The 19,287-nt window shown below is 74.1% G+C and carries 14 protein-coding genes; 3 read left to right on the top strand and 11 right to left on the bottom strand.

Going from position 1 to position 19,287, the window contains the following annotated elements; genetic code table 11:
- Positions 1-81: 81 nt before the first annotated feature.
- The gene (locus BEK98_RS02030; RefSeq protein ID WP_094214579.1) at positions 82-3,432 is read right to left on the bottom strand and encodes an FtsX-like permease family protein; all 3,351 of its coding nucleotides are present in this window, start codon (positions 3,430-3,432) and stop codon (positions 82-84) included.
- 153 nt (positions 3,433-3,585) lie between these two features.
- Entirely contained in the window at positions 3,586-3,990 is a 405-nt protein-coding gene (locus tag BEK98_RS02035) for a globin (protein ID WP_094214580.1), read from the bottom strand.
- 101 nt (positions 3,991-4,091) lie between these two features.
- Between BEK98_RS02035 and BEK98_RS02040 the strand changes: the two genes are divergently transcribed.
- A complete protein-coding gene (locus BEK98_RS02040; protein WP_094214581.1) occupies positions 4,092-5,069 on the top strand; it encodes a methyltransferase domain-containing protein in 978 nt (325 codons plus the stop codon).
- Positions 5,070-5,085: 16 nt separating this feature from the next.
- Here the strand turns inward: BEK98_RS02040 and BEK98_RS02045 are convergent, their stop codons facing one another.
- From BEK98_RS02045 to BEK98_RS02075, 7 genes are all read right to left on the bottom strand, one after another.
- Positions 5,086-6,717 (bottom strand): FHA domain-containing protein, encoded by a 1,632-nt coding sequence (locus BEK98_RS02045; RefSeq protein ID WP_094214582.1) that lies wholly within the window; start codon positions 6,715-6,717, stop codon positions 5,086-5,088.
- Positions 6,718-6,767: 50 nt separating this feature from the next.
- Entirely contained in the window at positions 6,768-8,111 is a 1,344-nt protein-coding gene (locus BEK98_RS02050) for a vWA domain-containing protein (RefSeq protein ID WP_094214583.1), read from the bottom strand.
- Between the two features lie 102 nt (positions 8,112-8,213).
- Positions 8,214-9,524 carry a PP2C family protein-serine/threonine phosphatase gene (locus BEK98_RS02055; RefSeq protein WP_425276577.1) on the bottom strand — a complete coding sequence of 437 codons (1,311 nt, stop codon included), beginning with the start codon at positions 9,522-9,524 and terminating at the stop codon, positions 8,214-8,216.
- Positions 9,525-11,993 carry a serine/threonine-protein kinase gene (locus BEK98_RS02060; protein WP_094214585.1) on the bottom strand — a complete coding sequence of 823 codons (2,469 nt, stop codon included), beginning with the start codon at positions 11,991-11,993 and terminating at the stop codon, positions 9,525-9,527.
- Entirely contained in the window at positions 11,990-13,282 is a 1,293-nt protein-coding gene (locus BEK98_RS02065) for a hypothetical protein (protein WP_094214586.1), read from the bottom strand. Before BEK98_RS02065 ends, BEK98_RS02060 begins: the two co-directional genes overlap by 4 nt.
- A 50-nt stretch (positions 13,283-13,332) precedes the next feature.
- Complete coding sequence (locus BEK98_RS02070) at positions 13,333-14,364, bottom strand: glutamate ABC transporter substrate-binding protein (protein ID WP_094214587.1); 1,032 nt, start codon at positions 14,362-14,364, stop codon at positions 13,333-13,335.
- A gap of 14 nt (positions 14,365-14,378) precedes the next feature.
- Positions 14,379-15,803, bottom strand: coding sequence for a hypothetical protein (locus BEK98_RS02075; RefSeq protein ID WP_425276578.1), 1,425 nt, complete (start codon positions 15,801-15,803; stop codon positions 14,379-14,381).
- 193 nt (positions 15,804-15,996) lie between these two features.
- Here BEK98_RS02075 and BEK98_RS02080 point away from each other — a divergent pair, with 193 nt between their 5' ends.
- Both BEK98_RS02080 and BEK98_RS02085 read left to right on the top strand, forming a co-directional pair.
- Positions 15,997-16,443, top strand: coding sequence for a VOC family protein (locus BEK98_RS02080; protein WP_094214624.1), 447 nt, complete (start codon positions 15,997-15,999; stop codon positions 16,441-16,443).
- Between the two features lie 47 nt (positions 16,444-16,490).
- Positions 16,491-17,063, top strand: a complete 573-nt coding sequence (locus tag BEK98_RS02085; protein WP_094214588.1) for a GNAT family N-acetyltransferase — start codon at positions 16,491-16,493, stop codon at positions 17,061-17,063.
- On the opposite strand, the gene BEK98_RS02090 is transcribed toward BEK98_RS02085, so the two are convergent.
- Both BEK98_RS02090 and BEK98_RS02095 read right to left on the bottom strand, forming a co-directional pair.
- Positions 17,039-18,031 carry an N-acetylglucosamine kinase gene (locus BEK98_RS02090; protein WP_094214589.1) on the bottom strand — a complete coding sequence of 331 codons (993 nt, stop codon included), beginning with the start codon at positions 18,029-18,031 and terminating at the stop codon, positions 17,039-17,041. The genes BEK98_RS02085 and BEK98_RS02090 overlap by 25 nt on opposite strands.
- A complete protein-coding gene (locus BEK98_RS02095; protein WP_094214590.1) occupies positions 18,022-19,287 on the bottom strand; it encodes a 6-phospho-beta-glucosidase in 1,266 nt (421 codons plus the stop codon). The genes BEK98_RS02090 and BEK98_RS02095 overlap by 10 nt, the downstream gene beginning before the upstream one ends.

Here is a 19,287-nt window from a genome sequence, read left to right on the forward strand (position 1 = left end):
GCGAGCGCGAGCGCGGCACCGGGCGCGGCCCGCAGCCGGGTACGCACCCAGGGGGCGACCACCGTCGGTGAGGAACTCACGTCACTCACCCCTCTGTTCGCGCAGTGCCTGTGCCGGATCCGCCCGCCGTACGGTCGCCGTCGCCGCGACCACCAGCGGAGCCGCGGCGACGGCCACCAGCAGCAACGCCACGCGCGCGGGCGGGAGTTGGACCAGCAGGTCCGGGACGGGGCGGGTGGCATCGCCGGTCAGGACGATCAACGGGAGGACTCCACGGGCCAGTACGGTGCCGAGGGCGACGCCCACCGCCAGGGCCAGGCCCACCAGGACGGCCTGTTCGGCGGCGACCGTGCGGGCCAGCCGGCGGCGTGGGGCGCCGAGGGCGCGCAGCACGGCGAAGTCCGCCTCGCGCGCCCGCAGCGACCCGGCGGCGCCCACGGCGAAGCCGACCGCGGCCAGGGCCGCCGCCACCACGGCCGCCGCGGCGAACGCGGCCGTGGGACCGGCACCGAAGGGGTCGTCGCGCAGCTCGGCGGCGATCTCGTCCCGGACCACCACCTGCCCCGGGTCGATGACATCCGGCAACGCCCGTACGGAGGCGGCGACCTGGGCCGCCTCGCCCGGCGCGGTGCGCAGCCACCACTCGGTGGGCGTGACGCTCTCCCCGTACCGCGCCTGCAACGCCCGGTTCGCGGCCCGCAGATCGACCAGCACCGCGCCGCCGTCATGGCTTCCCGGGGCGCCGGTCGTGGGCAGCGCGCGCACCGCCCGGACGATCCGCACCGGGATGCTCTGGTCCCCGATCTGCACGTCCACGCGCTGCCCGGTGCGGGCGCCCGCCGAGTCCAGGAACCGGTCGGTCGCGACGGCCCGCACCTCAGGCGGCGCGGGACGCGCCACCTGGAGCTGCACGGACACGGTGGCGACCGTCCAGCCCGGGTCCGGGAGGTATCCGGTGCCGTAGGAGACGGTCAGCGGCCGGGTGGAGACGATCCGCGGCCGGGTGGGGCTGCTGGCGGGGGTCGAGACGGCCGCGCCGCCGGTGTGCACGGCCGTGGTCCAGGAGGCGGGCAGGGCGAGCGGGCGCCGGGTCCCGTCGGTCCCCTCGGCGGTCAGGTCCCCGAGCGTGAGTCGGTGTCGCTCCGCCCGCTCGGCGGGCTGGAGCATGTCCAGCTGGAGCGCGGTGAGGATCGCCGGGCCGGGGGCGGAGCCGAGGTCGAGGGTGAGGGTGTGCGGGCGGCCGTCGGCGGGGAGCCGGCCGAACGGCACCTGGTACGGCACCCCGTACCGGTCCTCGAGACCGACCGTGACGTCGGCGGTCGTCCCGGGGCCGGCGGAGCTGCGCAGAGTCGCCGTCAGCCGCAGCCGCGCGGTGTGCGCCGGCACCCGGGCCCCGGCCGGGGAGTCCTTCGGCGTCAGAGCGGCCAGCAGCGGCTTCACCGGTACGGCCGCCAGGTCCGGGCGCATCAGCATCGCGTCGCCCGCGCGCGCGATGTCCACGGCCAGCACGGTCGCCGTACGGTCGCCGGACAGCGGCTCCTCGGCGCGTGCGGCGGGCACGGCCTCGCGTACGTGCGGAAGCGCCGCGTACACGTCCGTACGGCCCAGCTCCCCGTCCCCCGCGGACAGCACCCGCACCGGCACTCCGGCACGGAAGTCGGCCTGGTCGTCCTGCGAGCGGTCCCAGGAGGACGCCTGCCCGATGGCCAGCATGCCGAGCGCCACGGCGAGGACGAGCAGCAGCACCGGGCCAGCGGCCCGTGCGGTGCGGCGGCTGAACTGCCAGCCGGCCAGCGCCATCGGCAGCCCCCGCCCGGCCGCCGCCCACCGCTCGGCGAGCCGCGCCACGGGCGGCAGCAGCCGCAGCGTCAGCACGGTCCCGGCGAGCAGCGCCAGCGCCGGCGCGGCGACCAGCAGGGGGTCCACCCCGAGCGCCCCCGAGCGGTCGGCGGCGACACTCCCCGAGTCCTGCTGCGCCAACTGCCAGTAGGCCACCGCGGCCACGGCGAGCAGGCCCAGGTCGCCTCCGGCGCGCAACGGGCTGGGAAGCAGACCGGCGCCGACGCGGCGGGCGCGCGGGCGGGAGCCGGGCGAGCCGGCCGAACGGCCCCTCCCGAAGCGGGAGATGAGCGGCCGCCGCGCCCGGCGGCCCGGCTCCGCACGCCGCCCGCGCCGCTCCGGGTCCGCCCCCGTCAGCGCCGGCGGCGTCACCGTCAGCGCGCAGCCCAGGGCCGCCGCGGCCGCCACCAGCCACACACCGGGGCTGCCACCGGGCGGGAGGTCCAGACGCAGGTCGAGGCGGGCCAGGGGCCCGTGCGCGGTCAGCAGGGTGGTGAGCGGTCCGGCGAGCAGGGGCGCGCAGACGGCCGCCGGGAGGGCGAGCAGCAGCGACTCGGCCGCGGCGAGCGCCGCGATCCGGGCCCGGGAGGCGCCGCGGGCCCTGAGCAGCCTGGTCTCGGCCGCCCGTTCGGCGCCGAGCAGCCGGGCCACCAGCAGCAGCGCGTACCCGGCGAGCAGCACCAGCTGGAGCGCGACGATCAGCAGGGTCGAGCGGGCGACCAGCAGCGAGCGGTCGGCCCGGTCCAGGACGTCCGGCAGCGAGGTCGTCGACGCGGTCACCCCGCTCAGGGCGTGGGACGTGCGCAGTGCCGCGCTCCCGGTCCGCGCCGCGTCCCGCAGCGCCCCGATCCGCCCGGTCGTCACCGAGCCGAAGTCGGCCGACGCCAGCCAGGCCGTCGGCCCGGCGCTCACCCGTCCGCCGGCGAGCACCGAGGGGTCGGCGAGCAGCGGCCCGTACGTCGTGAAGCCGGACTCCTTCACCCCGCGCCCGAGCAGGTCGTCCAGCTGCCAGTACGGCGCGTTCGCGGAGGCGGGCCGGTACAGCCCGGTGACACGCACCCGCACCTTCCCCTCGCCCAGCCGGTCGGCCAGGGTGAGGCGGTCGCCCGGCTTCAGGCCGAGCGGCCGGGCCGCCGCCTGGGGGAGCGCCACCTCGATCTCGCCGCCCGTCCGGCCCGGAAGCCGGCCGGCGACCGGCCGCACCTGGGTGCGGTCCAGCGCGGCGAAGAAGGTCAGATCCGGGTCGCCCGACCGCTCGGCGGGCGGCTGCAGCGAGCGGGGCAGCGCGTACGGGCCCGAGCGGCGCAGCGTCCGTAAGGTCACCGGCAGCCCGTCGAAGGTCCGGCGCGCGCCCTGTCGTACGGCGGTGTCGGCGGCGGCGCGCCCGTCGGCCGGTACCTCGGCCTTCACGATCAGCGAGGTGGCGGCCGCATTGCCCGGGTCGCTCAGTACATGGCGCAGTGCCGCGTCCCCGATCGCGCCCGAGTACGCCGTGAGCGTCGCCAGCACCGCGGTGGTCAGCAGCACCGTGAGCAGGGTGGAACCGAGCAGCAGGCGGTGTGCCCGCGCGCGTGCCAAGACGAACCCCGTCACCCTGCCCCCGTGTTGTCCGGACTTCCTGAACTCCCAGACCTTTGGGCGATGTTGGCAGAGGCGACGGGCCGAGGGTAAGCGTTTGTCGATCGGTCTATACCGGATCGTGACCGGATTCCGGCGCCGGACGACCGGAATCCGGCGTTCAGCGGGTCACTCGGGAGTGTTCACCATCGACTGGGCCGCATACGTCAGGTAGTTCCACAGCGTCCGCTCGTGCTCCTCGGACAGCCCCAGCTCGTCGACGGCCACCCGCATGTGCTTCAGCCAGGCGTCGTGCGCGGCCCGGTCCACGGTGAACGGGGCGTGCCGCATCCGCAGCCGGGGATGGCCACGGTTCTCGCTGTACGTCGTCGGGCCACCCCAGTACTGCATCAGGAACAGGGTCAGCCGCTCCTCGGCCGGGCCCAGGTCCTCCTCCGGGTACATCGGCTTGAGGAGCGGGTCCCCGGCGACTCCCTCGTAGAAACGGTGGACGAGCCGGCGGAAGGTCTCCTCCCCGCCGACCTGCTCGTAGAAGGTCTGCTCCTGAAGCGTGCCGCGCCGAATCTCTTTCACTCGTCCATGGTCTCAGACGGGGTGACCCAGGACTCAAGGCTTAGGACCCCGTCCTGCGGAGGCGGGCCTGCCGCGGCACGAGGCAGCCCTACTGTGGACATATGGGCGCCTACGACACCGAGATCGACGTGCTCGCCGCCGTGGCGCGGGCCGCGCTGGTGCGGGAGATCGACGCCGAGGGGGTCTGGGACGAGGACCAGGTGTGGCGGGAGGCGTTCGCGGAGGTCCCCCGGCACCTGTTCGTGCCGTACTACTACGTCGGCGTCAGAGGCGGCTACGAGCGCCGCTGGCGCGAGAGCCCGGACCCCGAGGAGCGCAAGCGCTGGGTGTCCGGCGCCTACGCCGACACCCCGCTGGCCACCCGGCTGCGCGACGGCGAGCTGATCTCCTCCGCCAGCCAGCCCTCGCTGATGGCGAAGATGCTGGTCGCCCTGCGGGTCGAGGACGGCAACCGGGTCCTGGAGGTGGGCGCGGGCACCGGCTACAACGCGGCCCTGCTCGCCCACCGGCTCGGCGACGACGACCTCGTCACCACCATCGACCTGGAGCCGGAGATCACCGAGTCGGCCCGGCAGCACCTGGCCCTGGCCGGGTACCACCCGGTGGTCGTCACCGGCGACGGCGCGCGCGGGGTGCCCGAACGGGCCCCCTTCGACCGGATCATCGCCACCTGCACGCTGCCCACGGTGCCGCGCGCCTGGCTCGACCAGTGCGGCCCCGGCGCCCGCGTCCTGACCCCGTTCGCGACCGGACTGCTCGCCCTCGCCGTCACCGACCCCGGGCACGCCGAGGGCCGTTTCCTGTCCACGCCCGCCTACTTCGTGCCCCTGCGGGGCACGGGCCGGGCGGAACCCGGGGCGGTGTCCCTGCACGGGCTGCCGCGCCCGGCCCGCGAGCACGAGCTGTTCCGCTTCCTGCTCGCCCTGACCCACGGCGCCTTCGACCCCCAGGACGCCTACGCCCTGTGGGAGCGCGAGGGCAGACCGCACCGCGCCCGGTACGGCGTCACGGTCAGCGGCGAACGCGTCTGGGCATGGCTGGACGACCCGGAGGGGCCGTACACCTGGCCCCTCCCCTAGTCGTCGTCCGTGTTGTTCAGCCCCTGCGGACGGTGATCGTCGTCCAGGCGCCCACGTGCACCCGGTCGCCGTCCTGCAGCGGCACCGGCACGAACGGCTGGATCGGTTCGTCCGAGCCGTTGACCGTGGTGCCGTTCGTCGAGTTCTGGTCGACGATCGCCCAGCTGCCGTCCGGCTGCTGGACCAGCACCGCGTGCTGGTGCGAGACGCCCGGGTCCTCCGGCGGCACCGACAGGTCGATGTCGGGGGTGTCGCCGGTGGAGTGCCGGCGGCGGCCGATGGTGACCTGGTTGCCGGTGAGCATGCGCTGCTGCTCGGGCGAGTACGCGGGCAGGTTGAGACCCGTGGCCTCGGGCCCCGAGCGGTGCATCATCGCCATGAAGTACTCGCGGTCCGGGCCGATGGTCGCCGTCCACGTCGTCGGACCCTGCGGTGCCGGCGGGAACCCCAGACCGGGCGGGGCCTGGGTGGCGCCGGGCGGCGGGTAGCCGTAGCCGCCCTGTCCACCGCCGGGGACGCCGGGACCACCAGGGCTTCCGGCCGACGGCGGGGAGATCACCCAGTCGTCCTCACCGCCGCCGAAGGCCGGACCGCCGGTCGGGGGCCGGCCGGTCTCCCGCGGGAACGCGGGCGGCGCGGGCGGGCCGGACTGCTGGAAGGCCTGCGGCGCACCGCCGGGACCGGCGGGCGGGGTCGGCCCGGGCGGCGGCGGAACCGGACGGGAGGGGTCGCCACCGAAGCCGGAGGGGCCGGGCGCACCGGGACCACCGGGGCCGCCGGGACCAGAGGGTTCACGGCCGAAGGGCGGAGGGCCGGAGGGGCCGCCGGGCCCACCGGGGTTCTGCCCCGGGCCACCACCGAAGCCGGACGGGCCACCGGGACCACCCTGGCCCTGCCCCGGACCGCCGCCGAAGCCCGAGGGACCACCGGGGCCACCCTGACCCTGAGCGCCGCCGAAGCCGGAAGGACCGCCGGGTCCACCCTGGCCCTGCCCCGGGCCACCACCGAAACCGGACGGACCGCCGGGCCCGCCGGGGCCACCCTGACCCTGAGCACCGCCGAAGCCGGAAGGACCGCCGGGTCCACCCTGGCCCTGCCCCGGACCGCCGCCGAAGCTCGGCGGAGGGCCGGAGGGACGCTGGTTGCCGCCGAAGCCGCCCGGGCCGCCCGAGGTGGGCGGCGGGCCGGGCGGGGTGCGCTCGCCGGCGAACGGCGTCGGGCCGGAGGGCTCGCTGCCGAAGGACGGGATCGGCTCGGCGGGCCGGTTCACCTGCGAGGGCCGCGAGCCCTGGTACTCGTACGAGTCACCGCCGCCGTACGTGGAGCTGGGCGGCTGGAAGCGCGGCTGGGCCGGGCGCGGGGCGGCCGGGGTGTAGGAGGTGGCCGTGTTGGTCAGGAAGTTCCACCGGCACTCCTCGCAGAAGGGCGCGCCGCCCTCGCGGGGCGTACGGCACTGCGGGCACAGCTCCGGCTCGGGCGCGCCCTGCGGGCGGCCGCCGGCCTGGGTGCCCTGCGGGGGCGGGAAGCCGTAGCCACCGGCGGCCGGGGGCGGTGGTGGGGGCGGAGGTACGGCACCGGCCATGCGGTGACCGCAGACCTCGCACCAGTCGTCGGAACCCGACTGGTGTCCGTTCGGGCAGGTCGGCATGTCGGCGCTTCCCCCTCTCCTTCAGGGTCCTACTCAGTACGGCTGAGTCACTACTTCTTTACACGAACAGTCTTTGTGGACCGGGTCTCGAGAGTCATCTCGTCGGCCTCCGCGACCTTCGCCTTCAGTCGCACAGTACCTGTCGCCGCGTCGACCACGTCCACCACCTTCGCAAGCAGTTTCGCAGTATCGGCGTTCCCGGAGGCACTGGCGAGCTGAACAGCGCGACCCAGTTTGGCCGTTGCTCCATCGAAATCGCCCGCTTTGCGAAGATCGAGCCCTTGCTGGATGGCTTGTGCCAGTTCGGCCTGCCCGGTGTAGTGGGCGACTTGGGGGTTGATCGAGGTCGAGGCCGTCATGTCGTCGGTCCACACGGCCCGTACGAGCCCCTGCGCGCCGAGGTTCTGCACCGATCCGTCCGCCTGCGGGATGACCAGCGACACCCGGGCGGCGAGCATCTCCTGGCCGAGACCGGCCGCCGCGACCTCGACGCACAGGTGGTAGTCACGGGACTCGTCGCCCCAGGACCCGGTGGGATAGTCCCCGGCCCGCGGCCCGGCCTCCGTGCGCCGACCGGTCAACTCCTCGACCGTGGGCGCGACTTGCTTGACGAATCTGATGGTCGTACCGACCGGGGTCCACACCCGGAGGGCGACGTCGGCGACCTCCTTGCCCATCGCCGTCTCCATCATCCGCGTGAAGTCGGCGGCCAGGCCCGCCGGGTCGGCGACGATGTCGGCGGTGCCGAGCAGCGCGGAGGCGATGCCTGTGACTTCTTTCACTTCCCAGTCGGTGCCCACGCCGCGCGCGTCACAGGTGAACCGCCCGGCACATTCGTTCAGCGCGGCCCGGAGGTCCTCCGGCGATTCGTGCTCGTTGCGTCCGTCGGTGAGCAGGATGCCGTGCCGGATGGCCACGTCCGCCGAGGACAGCAGCCGGTCGGCCAGTCGCAGCCAGGTGCCGATGGCGGTGCCGCCGCCCGCGCTGAGCCGGCGCAGCGCCTGCTTGGCCTGCTCGCGGGTGCTGGCGTCGGCGACCGCGAGCCGTCCGCCGCCGGGGTACACCTCCTTGGCGACGTGCGTGCCGCCGATCACCGCGAAGTGGGTGCCGTCGCGCAGGGTGTCGATCGCGGCGGCCGTGGCGTCCCGGGCGTTGCGCATCTTGGTCGGCGGGTAGTCCATGGAGCCCGAGCAGTCGACCATGATCGCCACCGCGGCGGAGGGTCCGTGGCCCGGTGTGTACAGGGGCGCGGCGACCGCGCTCCCGATCGTGCCGCCCCCCGTCGCCGTCACCGTGACGATGGCGTTGACCTCACGGCCGCCCTCGGGCAGGTACTCGTTCTGGTAGACGTCGACCGAGAACTGCGGCACGTGCGACTTCGCGAAATTGGCCATGTTTGTCTAGATCCCCCTCGGACACCCCGCCGAAGCGAGGCACATGCGTGTGGACGGACCGGTCCCCTCCGGTCCGTCGAGGCTTCCCCGTTTTCTACGGCCTCAGGCCGATCCTGCCCCCTGCGGCGGCGCGGGGAACGGCACGACGGCCACTGTTACGTTGTCGTGGCCCCCGCCGTCCAGGGCGTGGCCGACCAGAACCCGGGCGCTGTGCAGCGGCCGCTCGGCCGCGTCTGCCGGGACCACCTCGGACATCTCCTCGGCCGTCTCCGCGTAGTTCCACAGGCCGTCGGTGCACACCACCACGACACCGGGCCGGTCCGGCTTGAAGGAGGCGGTGTGCGGCTCCAGTTCGTAGGCGTCCGCGCCGAGCCAGCCGGTGATCGCGTGGGCGCGCTCGTCGGCGTACGCCTCCGCCTCGTTCATCAGGCCGGCCGCGACCATCTGCGCCGCCCAGGAGTCGTCCTCGGTGAGCCGGGCCGCGGGCGCGCCGCGGTCGGCCGGCACCCAGTAGGCGCGGCTGTCGCCGACCCAGCCGACCACCAGCAGCCCGGAGGTGACGACCGCGCCGACGATGGTGCAGGCCGGGGCGTTCTGGTGCGGGGCGTGCTCGCGGGCCGAAGCGGGCTCCTCGGCGAGCGCGTTGACGGCCTGGGCGGCGGCCACGATCGCCTCGTGCATCGCCTGCTGCGGGTGGGTCCCGCGCGGCAGGGCGGCCAGCAGGGTGTCACCGGCCGCCTGCGCGGCGGCCGCGGAGGCCTCGTCGGGGCGGGTCGCCGAGGACACGCCGTCGCAGACGATCGCCAGGGTGGCGGGCGAGCCGTCGGGCAGCGCGGTGTGGTCGACGGTGAAGGCGTCCTCGTTGCGGTGGTGGCGCAGGCCGCGGTCGCTGACCGCGGCGACCGGGCCCGACTCCCGCTCCATGTGGTCGCGTTCACGGGGCTGGGCGTGCCCGCAGTTCTCGCAGTAGCCGTCACTGTCCACCTGGCCCGCCCGGCAGGCCACACAGACCGGCTGGGGCTCCTCCGGCACGGCGGGGGCCGCCGCGCGCGGGTCCGGGGCCTGCAGCGGGTACTCGTCGGGCTCCGGGGGCCGGTCGAAGCGGACGCCGGGCGCGGCCGGCTCCTGGGCGTGCAGGGACTTGCCGCCCGAGTCGGTGCCGGGCAGATCGGCCGGCAGAAGCACCTCGCCCGGGGTGCTGCCGGAGCCGGCCGGCTCGGGGGCGGGCCAGTCCACGCCGTCTTCGGGCGCGGCGGAGCCGGCCATGGTGAGCGTCGGATGGTCCTGCGGCGGCACGGGCACGACGGAGAGGTCGTATCCGCACGCGCCGCAGAAGAGGTCACCCGACTCGAGCGGCTCCGTGCAGCTCGGGCACTTCGACAGTGCGGCCTGCTGGGGCATCTGCGACATCAACTACACCCACGTCCGGGGGCGGTAACGGTTGGCCCGTTCCACCAGTTCGATCCTCTCCTCGCCGCCGGTCGCCAGCCGGGCCAGCGTGCGGTACGCGCGCTCCAGTCCGAAGCGGAGGCCCCGCTCGTCCAGACCGCTGCCGAGCAGCACCCGTCCGCCGACGGCGGGTTGGGCGGTGCCCTCGCCTGTGGAGAGTATCCAGTCCAGCGCGCTGCCGAGGACTTCGGCCGACAACTGCTCGCGCCGGGCCGGATCCAGACCGTACGCGTCCAGCGCCTCGACCTGCCCGGCGGCGGCCGTCAGATCGTCCAGGAACGGTACGTCGGCGGCGGTCGCCGTGCGTTGTCTGAGCCGGGCCCGGACCGCGGCGACCCGGGCGGCCGTGTAGTGGATGGAGGACTCCGGCACCGACTCCAGGGTCCGTACGGCACCGCGCCGGTCCCCGGCCGCGAGCTGCACCCGGGCCAGCCCGAAGGCCGTGCTGACGAAGCTCGGGTCGGTCGCCCATACCAGGCCGTAGTACTCGGCCGCGTTGTCCAGCTGGCCGAGCACCTCCGCGCACAGGCCGAGCGCCAGCTTGGGCGCGGCCTCGCCGGGGAAGGCGTCGTAGATCGCGTCGAAGGACAGCGCCGCGCCCTCGAAGTCACCGGTGACCAGGGCGGCCACGCCCCGGTACCACACCACCCGCCAGTCGTCGGGCCGTTCCTCGTCCAGCTTGGCCAGCGCCATCAGCGCGGCCTGGTGGTCGCCGCTCTCCAGCCGGGCCCGGACCTGCCGCAGCCGGGTCTCGACGGTCGCCACCGGCGCCGCGTCCAGCGCGCTGATCAGCTCGGCCGGCGCGGACGCCATCAGGCCCGCCAGGAAACCGGCGTTGGGGTCGCCCGGGTCGACCAGCGGGACGGGCAGGGCGAGGGCGGCGGCGGGGGTGTCGACCGGCTTGACGATCGCCGCCGGGGGCAGCGCGGGGACGGGCTGGGCGCTGCGCACCTGCCGCGCCCCGAGCCGTGACACGTCCCCGTCCAGCTTGGGGAACAACTCCGCGTCCGTGACCTTCACTTCGGGCCCCAGCAACGTCGACAGCGCGGGCCGGGCCTGCCCCGTCTGCAGCGAGACGACCTCGCGCAGGACCCCGGTCAGCTGCTCGGCCATCTCCTGCGCGGAGGCGAACCGGCGGGCCGGGTCGGGGTCGGTGGCGCGGACCAGGAGCCGGTAGAAGGACTCGTAGCGGCGGAAGACCTCGATGTGGTCCGGGTCGGGCAGGGAGTCCACGAAGACGTTCGTGTAGCCCTGGAAGTCGAAGGTGAGCACCGCGAGGGTACGGCCCACCGTGTACAGGTCGCTCGCCACCGACGGGCCGACCTCGGCGACCTCGGGCGCCTGGTAGCCCACCGTGCCGTAGATCGCCGACTCGTCGTCGTCCATGCGGCGCACGGCGCCCATGTCGATCAGCTTGAGCTGGTCCTCGGTCTGGATGGCGTTGTCGACCTTGAAGTCGCAGTACAGCAGATTGCGGCTGTGCAGATGGCCGAGCGCCTCAAGCGCCTCGATGCCGTACGCGCAGGCCTGCTCCACCGGCAGCGGATCGCGCCGGCCGTCCGGTGTGCGGCGGGCGTTGGCGATCTCCTTCAGCGACTTGCCGCCGACGTACTCCATGACGATGTAGCCGTCGAGGGAGCCGGTGCGCTGGTCGAGGTGCTCGACGAAGTTGTAGATCCGCACGATGTTGGCGTGCTCGATCTCCGCGAGGAACCGCCGCTCGGAGATCGCGGCCTCCATCGCGTCCTGGTCGCCGGTGTCCAGCAGGCCCTTGAGCACCACCCACCGGTCGGACACCGCCCGGTCCACGGCGAGGTAGATCCAGCCCAGGCCGCCGTGCGCGAGGCAGCCCGCGACCTCGTACTGGCCGTGCACGACGTCCCCGGCCTTCAGCTTCGGCACGAAGGAGTACGGGTGCCCGCACTTGGTGCAGAACCCCTCGGTGCGCCCCGGCCGGTCACCGCGCGCCCGGCCCACGGGAGCCCCGCAGTCGGACCGCGAGCAGAACCGCTTCCGCTCGGGCACCTCCGGGTTCTCCAGCACCATCGCGCGCGGGTCGGGCCGCGGCACCTGCGGCACCGAGACAAGCCCCGCGCCCAGCCGCCCCCGCGTGGACGTGCCCGAGGCGGAGCCGGAGCTGCGCACGGACACCGAGCGGCCGGTGGACTTGCCCGACAGGGAGCGCGAGAGCCGCCCGGACACCGAGCGCCGCGATCGGGACGACTGCGACGACGTACGCGCGCTGCGGGAACTGCCGCTGCTCGCCGAGCCCTTGCCGCCGCTGGTGATCCCGGTGGGCGGCGAGCCGACCAGGCCGCTCGACGAGACGACGGGGGCGAGCCCGCAGGTGTCGCAGTACAGCTCACCGCCGCCGACGTCCTCGTACGTCCCCTCGCAGCCCGGCCGCTGACAGCTCTGCTGTGCCTGGCTCACGCGTGCTCCCCCTTCCGGTCCTCGGGCCCGTGCTGCTCGGGCACGCGCGGTGCGCCGAACTGTTCGGCCGCCGCCTGCTGGTAGCGCAGCACGGCCTGTTCGGCCACCCGCAGGTCGCAGGGCGCGCTCCACAGCATGCGCCGGGCGGCGTCGTACCGCTCCATCAGCAGCGGGTCCTCGGCCAGCCCGTGCCGGGCGACCTTCGCCTTGTACGCGTCCAGGCGGCCGCGCAGCTCGGCGCGGACCGCGAGCGGTGCGGTGACCGCCGTCAACGACTCACGGGCGCGCAGCAGTTCGTCCTCGGCCTTCTGCTCCAGGGACTCCAGGAGCGGGGAGAGCCGGTGCCACTGCGCATGCCGCCGGTACTCGGCCGCGGTCGCCAGCTGTTCCTGCAGCACGGTCGGCGGCCCGCTGACGACGGGCACCTCGGTCGCGGCGATCTTGGCGAGCACCTCACCGCGCGCGGTGCGCGCCTCGGCGAGGGTGCGGTCCGCGCGGGAGAGCACGTCCCGCAGCCGGATCAGCCGCGCCTCGGCATCCTGGCGCACCGTCAGCACGGCGTCGATCTCGCGCCGTACGTCCTCCAGGGCGCGCGCCTCACGGTCGTACACCGTGGTGTCCGGGCGGCCGCCGCCGGGCGCCGAACTGCCCTCCGCCGGCACCCAGAAGGCCAGCGGATCCGAGACCACGTCCTCGCGCAGCTTGGTCAGCGTGCGGGTGATGCGCTCCAGGTCGTCGCCGGCCGGGTGCTCGCCGGGGCGCACGCCGACGGAGTGCGCGAGCTTGCGGGTGCGCTGCAGTTCCGCGGCGAGTAAATCGATCCGGGCGGGCAGCGCCGACCAGACCGCGTCGGCGGTGACGACCAGATCCAGCGAGGACGCGTACAGCTCGTTCATCCGGTCGACCAGGGTGCCGAGCGAGAAGCTCTCGCTGAGCTTGCCGGTGCCGCCCGGGACCGTGACGCCCTCGCCGCGCAGCAGTTCGGTCAGCTCCACCAGGTCCTCGCGGCTGGACCAGCGGCGCCGGGAGCGGATCTCCCGGGCGGAGCGCAGCGCGGCCGTGTAGGCGTCGAAGTACGCCCACAGCAGGGTGATCGACGCCTCCGTGGCCGCCCAGCGTTCCCTGGTGACGCCGGTCAGTTCGGCGCCTTCGAGGAGTCTGCGGCCCGCGTGGTCCTGGAGGGCGAGCAGCGAGGTCTCGATCGCCTCATGCTCCGCGCCGAGCCGCGCCAGCGCACGGTCCACCTCGTCCCGGTCCATCACCGGCCCGGCGGGGTCCGTGACGCCCATCGATCACCTCTCGCTGCTGTGTGGTTGGCCTGGATGGTTGGTGGGTGGGGTCAGCTCGTGCGCAGGTACTCCGGGGCCGGCGGCTTGGACGGTCCCGAGTCCTTGCCCAGTGTGGCCGACAGCCATCTGTCGTACGACGCCTGCCAGCCGTTCGCGCGGTAGCCGACCAGGATGCGATTGACCCGGCGTACCAGATCGGTGGCGTCCTTCTTCATCGCCACGCCGTAGTACTCGGTGGTGAACGCCTTGCCCTTCAGTTCGACCGTCGGGTCCTGGGCGGCCTGGCTCGCGGCGAGCGCGCCGTCGGTGACGACCGCGTCGACCTCGCCGAGCTGCAGCCGGACCAGGCAGTCGAGCTGGTTGGGGACGGTGGTGGAGATGTCGGTGGAGGCGGGCAGGGTGCCCTTGCCCCGGTCCGCCTTCAGCTTGAGGTAGGCGGTGGAACCGGACGCCGTGCAGATCTTCTTGTGCGCGAGCGTGTCGTCGTACCCGGTGATGGCCGACGACTTGGGCGCGAGCACCTGCTGTCCGGTCTTGAAGTAGGGCGCGGAGAACGCGACTTCGCCGAGCCGCTGGCAGTTGATGGTCATCGTGCGCACGACCATGTCGACCCGGCCGTCCTGGATGGCGGGGATGCGCTGGCTGGTCGGTATCGCCTTGAACTGCACCGCGTCCGGGTCGCCGAGGATGTCCTCGGCGATCCGGTGCACCAGGTCGATGTCGAAGCCCTCAAGCTCCGCGCCCTCGGTGTTCGGGTTGCGGTAGCCCCAGTGGTAGCTGTTCTGGTCGACGCCGACGACCAGCTTGCGCTTGGCGCCCGTACGGGACTTGATGGCGTCGATCGTCGGCCCGTCGGCACCGGACGGCGACAGCGTCTGCTTCTGCGCCTCGGAGTCCTTGCAGTCCGCGGCCCGGGCCTGGGTGGCCTCCGCCACTCCCGGGCCGGCCGTGTGCCCGCCCGTGGGGGACTCCTGGGTCCGCGGCAGCAGCAGGACGAACGCCAGCGCCAGGGCGCACAGCACCGCCATCGCGCCGACTCCGCCCCAGCCCCGCAGGGAGGCCCGTGCACGTGCTGCGTACATCGTCCTGCCCCCTGTCACCGGTACTCCGAAAGCCTGCGCCCGATGCCGGCGACCGCGCCCGCGGCGCCGAGGACCGCCAGCACGGCGGCGCCCACGGTCAGCCCGGTCATCGCGTCCAGTCCGTCACCCGCGGCCTGCTGGAACTCGGTCTGCTCGTGGTCGATGGCCCGGGCGAGGTTGCTGTCGACGCTGTCGAAGCACTCGCCGGTCGCGCCCTTGCCGCCGATCACCATGTCCAGCGCCTGCTGGTAGTTGCCGTTCTCGTCCTCGGTACGGGCGGAGGTGTGACGCTTCTTCCACACCGCCATGTTGCCCTCGGCCGCCTTGACCGGCTTGGTGCCCGCCTGGTCGTCGGCCAGCCGGTCGGCCTCGGTGAGGCCCCTGCCGAGCACGGTCATGTCCTTGTCGAAGTTGTAGTAGTACGCGTCGTACGTCTGTCCGCCGACCGTGACCGTCTCGGCGCCGCGCGCCACCAGGCTCAGGTTCTCGTTGCCACGCGCCTTCAGGGAGGCGATCCGCGCGTCGTGCAGGGCCTTGAGCGAGCGGATGCCGTGGTCGTACGAGCCGTCGAGGCCCGAGCGCGCGACGGTGTGCCCGACGACCAGCCACAGCAGCACCACACCGGTGGCGGCGGTGGCGGCGACGAGGCCGTGGTTGAGGACGCGGTTGGTGCGCCGGTACGTACGGTGCTGGGCCCAGCCGAGCGCGGCCAGGGCGAGCACGCCGAGCGCTATCGCCGCCCAGGGGTACGGCGTCGCGTCCCCGTAGTCGGCGTCGAGCCGCTGGTTCTCCGTGGTGTAGAGATCCTCCGCCGCCGGGAGCATCTCGTTCTGCATCTTCTCGTTGGCGTACCGCAGATACGCGCCGCCGACCGGATATCCCTGGCGGTTGTAGGTCCGGGCGCGCTCGATGAGCCCCTTGTACTCGGGCAGCAGCTGGTTCAGCTTGGCGACGGTCGCCTCGGAGGGGGAGCCCGGCTCCGCGTTGGCGGCGGCCGTGACGAGCCCCGCGGCGGCCGCACGGATGTCCTTCTCGTACCGGTCGCGTGAGTCCGCGGTCTCCTGCCCGCCGGCCAGGAACCCGCTGGAGGCGGCCGTGTTGGCGTCGGCCAGCGAGCGGTAGATGCCGGCCGCGCCGGCACTGAGCGGCTGGCTGCGGTGCAGCACGTCGTCGGCGGCGGCCGCGCGCTCGGAGGTCTGCCAGGCGGTGACCGCGCCGAACGCGACGACGAGCAGCGCGAGGACGGCGCCGATGATCCGCAGCCGCCCCGGCTCGGTGGTCGCGGCGGCCCGCACCCGCTCGACACCCTCGGCGAAGGCGGTACGGCGGGGGGCCGGAGGCGGGCCCGGTCGTGCGGGTGAGCCGGGCTGAGGGGGGACGGTGGGCAGGGCGGAGCCCACCTGTGGTGGCGCCGCGCTGCTCTTCGGCGGGTGTGTCACTTGACCTCCCCCATGGTCATCCGTTCGCCGCCAAGTATCACCGCCCGGACTGACATCCGCACCAGCCTTCACTCGATCTTGATCGGATCGCAGCGCAACCTGCGGAATGACGGCGCGGGGAGCCTTCCGCACCACCCCCTGCCGATGAACACGCCGGGTGCGTCGGATCGGTTCCCTTGTACCCTTCGCCGACATGCACGGACGACCCCGGCACGACCCCGGCACTCCCCGCATGGCACGCCACGACTGGTGGGGCGTGGTCCTCGAAGCCCCCGACCCGCACGCGCTCGCCCGCTTCTACTCGGAACTCCTCGGCTGGGAGATCGCCAAGGAGGACGCCGACGAAGCGGCCCTCACCCCACCGGAGGGCGTGGCCTACCTCGCCTTCCAGCGCGCGGACGACTACGTCCCCCCGGTCTGGCCCGCCCGCGAGGGCGCGCAACGCATCACCATGCACCTCGACTTCGAGGTGACGGACCTGCGAGCCGCGGTGGCACACGCCCTGCACCTCGGCGCCCGCGAGGCCGACCACCAGCCCCAGGACAACGTCAGGGTTCTGCTCGACCCGGCCGGGCATCCCTTCTGCCTCTATGTGGACGGCGGTGACGGCGGCGACGGCGGTGACGGCGAGGACGAGTAGACGCGCTCGCGATCCGGGGCAGTTGATGCCCGTGCGAGGATCGCGGCGTGACCGACATACGCTTCCGCCGCGCCGAAGACGCCGACCTCGCCCGTGTCGTTCGCCTGCGTGACGATGCCGCGCGCTGGATGCTCACCCAGGGCATCACCGGCCAGTGGCGGCCCGGCGAGCTGGACGAGAGCCACTTCCGCCGGATCCTGGCCAGTGGCGAGGTCTGGCTCGCCGAGGCCGACGGCCGCCTGGCCGGGGCCTGGGAGCTGTGGTGGGAGGACGAGGACGCCTGGGGGCCGCAGCCGCCGGTGGCCGGTTACGTCCACCGGCTGATGGTGGACCGCGGCAGTGCCCCGCCCGGGACGGGGCGACTGCTTCTGCAGGCCGCGGAGCGTCGTGTGGCCGCGGCGGGGCGGGCGTTGGCGCGCCTGGACTGCCTGGCCGGCAACGAGCGCCTGAACACCTACTACCTGAACGCCGGCTACCAGGCCGTCGGCCACAAGGCGGGCAAGCCGCAGCCGGGCGGTGCGCCCAAGTCGTTCACGCTCCTCGAAAAGGCCGTCGGGTCCGCCGTCGCCGAGCAGGCAGAACGCGCACCCGGCGCTCAGTCCCCCTTCATCTCCCAGTAGGCCCGGGCCCGCTCCCGCGCCTCCGCCCGCGCCCCCAGTCGGTCCAGGCCCAGCAACACCGCGCCCAGGACCGGGCTGGCCGTCACCACCCGGATGTCGGCCTTGGGGGCCCGGGAGGACAGCAGGTCGCGGAGGGTGTCGTCGAGTTGGGCGTGGCCGGCGGTCAGGACGCTGCCGCCCAGGAGGACCGGGGTCTCCTCGGTGAGGAGGTCGAGACGGGTCAGGGCGACCGTGGCCATCGTCGCGACCTCCTCCGCGAGGCGGTGCACGATCGAGCGGGCGACCGGGTCGCCCTGTACGGCCGTCTCGAAGAGGACCGGGGTCAGTTCGTGCCGGCGGCCGTGTTCGACGTGCTCCAGGTGCAGGGCCTCGATCAGCGCGTACATGGAGGGGAGGCCGAAGTGGGCCGGGAGCGTGCGGACCAGCTCCGTCGGCTCGCCGCGGCCGTCCTCCGCGCGGGCCGCGTACCAGAGGGCCTCCTCGGCCAGGCCCCAACCGCCGCCCCAGTCGCCGGAGATGCGGCCGATCGCCGGGAAGCGGGCGGTGCGGCCGTCGGGGCGCATGCCGACGCAGTTGATGCCCGCGCCGCAGACCACGGCCACGCCCCGAGGCTCGGCCACGCCCGCCCGCAGGATCGCGAAGGTGTCGTTGCGGACCTCCACCGACGCGCCCCACGCGCGTGTGTGCAGCGCGTCGGCCAACTGCTCCTCCTCGACCGGCAGATCGGCGTTGGCCAGGCAGGCGGAGACGTGCGAGGCGGCGGACAGGCCCGCGTCCGACAGGGCCCGCCCGACCGGGTCGGCCAGGGCGTCCATCGCCGCCTCCACGCCCACCGCCGGCGGGCGGAAGCCGCCGCCGCGGGCCGTGGCCAGGACCTCCCCCTCGCCGGTCACCACGGCCACGTCGGTCTTGCTGTTGCCCGCGTCGATGGCGAGAACACTCCCGGATTCAGGTGCGGTCAGGCCCACGCCAGGTGCTCCCGGTTGTGCGCGATCAGTCGGTCGGTGAGGGTGTCGGCGTACTCGTACTGGCCGATCAGGGGGTGGGCCAGCAGCGCCCGGAAGACGCGGTCCCGGCCGCCGCGCAGCGCCGCCTCCAGGGCCAGGTCCTCGTAGGTCGTCACGTTCGCCACCAGGCCCGCGTACAGCGGGTCCAGGTCCGGGACGGGGAGGGGGGTGGGGCCGGTCGGGCCGACCGCCGCCTGGACCTCGATCACCGCGTCGTCCGGCAGGAAGGGCAGCGTGCCCTTGTTGAGCGTGTTCACCACCTGGTACGGGCTGCCCGTGCCGCCCAGCAGGGCCGCCGCCAGGTCCACCGCCGCCTCCGAGTAGAAGGCGCCGCCCCGCTTGGCCAGCAGCGCCGGCTTCTCGTCCAGGGACGGGTCGCCGTACATCGCCAGCAACTCGCGTTCCATCGCGGCCACTTCGGCCGCCCGGGAGGGCTTGGTGCGCAGTTCTCGTACGACCTCGTCGTGGGCGTAGTAGTAGCGCAGGTAGTACGAGGGGACGACGCCCAGGCGGTCCAGGAGGGGGCGGGGCAGGCGCAGGTGGTCGGCGAGGGTGTCGCCGTGTTCGGCCAGGAGCTTGGGCAGGACGTTGGCGCCCTCGGGGCCGCCGAGGCGCACCCCCGTCTCCCAGGTGAGGTGGTTCAGGCCCACGTGGTCCAGGTGGACGTCCTTCGGGTCGGTGCCCAGCAGCGTCGCGAACGTGCGCTGGAGACCGATCGCCACGTTGCACAGGCCCACCGCACGGTGGCCCGCCTGGAGCAGGGCGCGGGTGACGATGCCGACCGGGTTGGTGAAGTCGATGATCCACGCGCGCGGGTTCGTACGGCGGACCCGTTCGGCGATGTCGAGGACGACCGGGACCGTCCGCAGCGCCTTGGCGAGGCCGCCCGCCCCGGTCGTCTCCTGCCCGATGCAGCCGCACTCCAGCGGCCAGGTCTCGTCCTGCTCGCGGGCCGCCTGGCCGCCGACGCGCAGCTGGAGCAGGACGGCGTCGGCGCCGTCTACTCCCGCGTCCAGGTCGGACGTGGTGACGATCCGGCCGGGGTGCGCCTGCCTGGCGAAGATCCGGCGGGCCAGGCCGCCCACCAGCTCCAGGCGTTCGGCGGCCGGGTCCACGAGCACCAGTTCCTCGATGGGCAGGGTGTCCCTGAGGCGCGCGAAGCCGTCGATGAGTTCGGGGGTGTAGGTCGAGCCTCCGCCGACCACGGTGAGTTTCAT

The organism is Streptomyces diastatochromogenes, from assembly GCF_002242805.1.
Taxonomy (GTDB): Bacteria; Actinomycetota; Actinomycetes; order Streptomycetales; family Streptomycetaceae; genus Streptomyces; species Streptomyces diastatochromogenes.